Origin of the sequence: Microcystis sp. M090S1, from assembly GCF_020246295.1 — a bacterium.
GTDB classification, from domain to species: domain Bacteria; phylum Cyanobacteriota; class Cyanobacteriia; order Cyanobacteriales; family Microcystaceae; genus Microcystis; species Microcystis aeruginosa.
The window spans coordinates 1-2,873 of record NZ_JADBTF010000130.1; the positions used below are offsets into that span (position 1 = coordinate 1).

The following is a 2,873-nucleotide window of genomic DNA, read 5'->3' on the forward strand; positions in this document are numbered from 1 at the left end:
GTCAGTCTGTAGAGCGACCATAAGACCAGAACAGAGTAAATCTGTTAAGGCAGGTGCGGAACCCCGCAAGGGAAAGAAGCAGAAACCTAAATCGTGAGGTTTGGGAATCACCGTCCGTTTTACGGCGGTGAGGATGTCAACTGGGTACTCTGTAGTTGAGAGCTAAAAAAAGCCAGTAGTGTTCAGGAAAAACTGGGGGAGGGTTGAAAAGTGAAATCAAGAGGAAAGGGAATATCGTTAAAACTGCCGTCGTCCGAGTCAGGTTTCTCGATGTTAGAAGTAATAATTGCCATTTTAACTATTACCGCTTTCTTAACAGGAACCTTACAGTTAATGGCAGTGAATGCCTTATATAAAGTTCGAGCAGAAAGACAAGCTAAAGCCTACTTTTGGATTCAAGAAGACTTCGAGAATGTCAAAGCTTTAGCTTCGACGTTAGATGTCCAATCCACGCCTGCCAACCCTAATGTTAGTGCGGATGTGTGTACAAATATCAATCAGGGTTATGCCACAGCTTTAAGAAGACAACTAACGGCTACTCCCCTCCCCACCCCTATACCGACGGAACAATTAGTAGCGACCAGAACAATTGTCGCCAAAAACTATTCTCTCGTTCGGACTTTTAATATTGCTAACCAAGAGGATAATCCTCATCGTCTCCGTATAGAGTATGAAGTGAGATTAGCTGATGCTAAAACTGCTAACGATTACCCCAACCAAGAAAATGTTATTGCTAAAAGTTATGTCGAGGTGATTCCCGATGCGTCGTTTAAATGTCCATAAAAATCAGGGTTTTACCCTGTTAGAAATTTTGGTAGCTTTGGCAATTACGGGAATTCTTGCCGCCTTAACCCTACCTAATTTATTAGCTTGGTTGAATAGCAATAAAGTCCAAGAAGCCACCGATTCTATACAATCAGCCCTAAGGGATGCCCAAAGACAAGCTATCCGTCGAGGGAGAATTTGCACGATTAATTTTACTAACGGGATTGGCACTGGTCCCACGGTTTACTCGCAAATAACTGCCAGTGAGCCTGGTTGTTTAGTGGCGGCTAATGCTAATGGGGGTTCCTTAAATCTGCCGCAGGGAGTATTTATGGTGGTGAATAATTTTCCCACCCTGGGCATCAGTCCGGGGGTGCAGTTTTCCTTTCGGGGTCATGTGCCGGGGCTAACCTTTACTCCGCGGGCAAGCCAAGCGATAATCGTATTATATCCCGCCGCCAATGCCACCGCCGCGCCCTATCCCAACCAAGAAACGAAGTGTATAGTTATCGCTTCTCTGTTAGGAATGGTTAAACAAGGCACTTATAACGGCAATCCTCGAGATCCGCTCGATGCCGCTAAGTGTATAATCCGTCTCGATGGAACCCAACCCTAATCAGTACCCCACACCCCACACCCCACTCCTGTGCAGTTAATCACCCGCTGCAGGATCGCAGAATCCAACCCAGTAAGACTCCGATACCACCAAAGCGGACAATTTGCCAAAAAACTTCCCCCAGCAGTCCGCGACGGATTCCTTCCCAGAATAGGCGCTTTAATTCCCCTTCTTTGAGTAAATTGCTTTCTAAAATTACCTCTAATTCTTGAATCTGTTCGCGAATTTGTAACAATTCCTTTTCTAGTTCAGGTAGGGGATTTTCCCGCCATTGGGGTTCTATTTGGCTAAATTGTGCCTCTAGGTCTTTTTTTTGCTGTTCTGCTTCGTTGATCTGTCGATAACGGTCTCTTAGTGATGCGATCGCCGCTTCGACTTCTTCAATCGCTTGGGTAAATTCTGCCGATTCATCGTTAGGGTATGGGTTTTCTTCTAAGGACATGGACTCGATCCGATTTCCTGCGTCTAAACTATAGTTATAGACGATTTTACGGTTTTACGAAACCTTTTGATTATGATTCCATCCCCTGTCTCTTCCTCATCTCAGACTGTTGATGATCTATCTACCCTGGAATTGGCGCGGATTTTGGCGGAACGTTTGGCGATCGCACCGATTGACTGGCATCGTCTGAAAGCCAATCGTAATGCTCGGGCCGCCGAACAATTAGGGACGGCTTTGGTGTTTTTATTAGATAATCAGCCAGAAGAAGCACTTCCTCGGCTACAACAGGCTACAGGCTGGCTCGATCGCTCGATTTCTGCTCCTCCCTGTCCTTCTCACGGTCATGGTCCTTAGGTGAACCAGCGTTCCTGTTTAATTTGTTTACAAAGTTTCAGTTGGGTTCCTTGTGGATTCCAGCGAACTTGGTCGAAGATTTGATATAACATACACAGTCCTCGGCCATTTTCCGCTTCTTCGGGGGGAAAATTGGGACAATCGCAACTACAGCCATGATGGTGACAACCTGGTGTAAATCCACAACCTTCGTCGGTAATTACCCAAGAATACTCGTCTTTACTGCTGGAAAAGTGAACGACCACGGTTTTGCTGGGATCGAGATGATTGCCGTGTTTAGCGGCATTAACTAAAGCTTCTTGCAATCCTAATCTAATTTCTGGTTCTAATTCTTCGGGAATACTAGCGGTCAATAAATCTAAAATCGGACAAAGATACAAGGTGGAAGCGAAACTCATGGTGTTCCAGCTTCGTTTGCTTGTTGGCAGTGAAATAGCAATCACGCACTTTACCTCTAGCTTTTATTCAATGACTGTTCTCTTACAGAAAGATTAAGGTCTCTTAACCGTCGATCTAGTTGACATCCTCGCCGCCGTAAAACGGACGGCGATTCCCAAACCTCACGATTTAGGTTTCTGCTTCTTTCCCGAAGGATTTTTCGCACCTGCCTTAACAGATTTACTCTGTTCTGGTCTTATGGTCGCGACCCGGACTGACACCGCAAGCCCTGCGGCCAAAATATTTTTACTTGCGTTA

Annotated in this window: 5 protein-coding genes and 1 pseudogene; 3 read left to right on the top strand and 3 right to left on the bottom strand. The window is 45.5% G+C overall.

Annotated features, from left to right (window positions below; all coding sequences use genetic code 11):
• The first annotated feature begins 270 nt into the window (after nucleotides 1-270).
• Together IM477_RS05900 and IM477_RS05905 are read left to right on the top strand one after the other, a co-directional pair.
• Nucleotides 271-783 carry a type 4 pilin gene (locus IM477_RS05900; protein ID WP_287730898.1) on the top strand — a complete coding sequence of 171 codons (513 nt, stop codon included), beginning with the start codon at nucleotides 271-273 and terminating at the stop codon, nucleotides 781-783.
• The gene (locus IM477_RS05905) at nucleotides 761-1,381 is read left to right on the top strand and encodes a prepilin-type N-terminal cleavage/methylation domain-containing protein (RefSeq protein ID WP_287730899.1); all 621 of its coding nucleotides are present in this window, start codon (nucleotides 761-763) and stop codon (nucleotides 1,379-1,381) included. Before IM477_RS05900 ends, IM477_RS05905 begins: the two co-directional genes overlap by 23 nt.
• Before the next feature lie 40 nt (nucleotides 1,382-1,421).
• Here the strand turns inward: IM477_RS05905 and IM477_RS05910 are convergent, their stop codons facing one another.
• Nucleotides 1,422-1,823, bottom strand: coding sequence for a sll0565 family protein (locus IM477_RS05910; protein WP_287730900.1), 402 nt, complete (start codon nucleotides 1,821-1,823; stop codon nucleotides 1,422-1,424).
• Between the two features lie 72 nt (nucleotides 1,824-1,895).
• On the opposite strand from IM477_RS05910, the gene IM477_RS05915 reads away from it, so the two are divergent.
• The gene (locus tag IM477_RS05915; RefSeq protein WP_012266421.1) at nucleotides 1,896-2,177 is read left to right on the top strand and encodes a DUF6439 family protein; all 282 of its coding nucleotides are present in this window, start codon (nucleotides 1,896-1,898) and stop codon (nucleotides 2,175-2,177) included.
• Here IM477_RS05915 and IM477_RS05920 read toward each other — a convergent pair.
• Both IM477_RS05920 and IM477_RS05925 read right to left on the bottom strand, forming a co-directional pair.
• The gene (locus tag IM477_RS05920) at nucleotides 2,174-2,575 is read right to left on the bottom strand and encodes an ATP-binding protein (protein ID WP_287730901.1); all 402 of its coding nucleotides are present in this window, start codon (nucleotides 2,573-2,575) and stop codon (nucleotides 2,174-2,176) included. The genes IM477_RS05915 and IM477_RS05920 overlap by 4 nt on opposite strands.
• Nucleotides 2,576-2,737: 162 nt before the next feature.
• Nucleotides 2,738-2,873 (bottom strand): annotated as a pseudogene (locus IM477_RS05925) (RNA-guided endonuclease TnpB family protein); the annotation flags it as partial.

What these genes read in the sequence shown, in the direction of transcription:
- IM477_RS05900 (WP_287730898.1), top strand. Translation starts at nt 271, where the DNA reads ATGTTAGAAGTAATAATTGCCATTTTAACTATTACCGCTTTCTTAACA.
- IM477_RS05905 (WP_287730899.1), top strand. Translation starts at nt 761, where the DNA reads ATGCGTCGTTTAAATGTCCATAAAAATCAGGGTTTTACCCTGTTAGAA.
- IM477_RS05910 (WP_287730900.1), bottom strand. Translation starts at nt 1,823, where the DNA reads ATGTCCTTAGAAGAAAACCCATACCCTAACGATGAATCGGCAGAATTT.
- IM477_RS05915 (WP_012266421.1), top strand. Translation starts at nt 1,896, where the DNA reads ATGATTCCATCCCCTGTCTCTTCCTCATCTCAGACTGTTGATGATCTA.
- IM477_RS05920 (WP_287730901.1), bottom strand. Translation starts at nt 2,575, where the DNA reads ATGAGTTTCGCTTCCACCTTGTATCTTTGTCCGATTTTAGATTTATTG.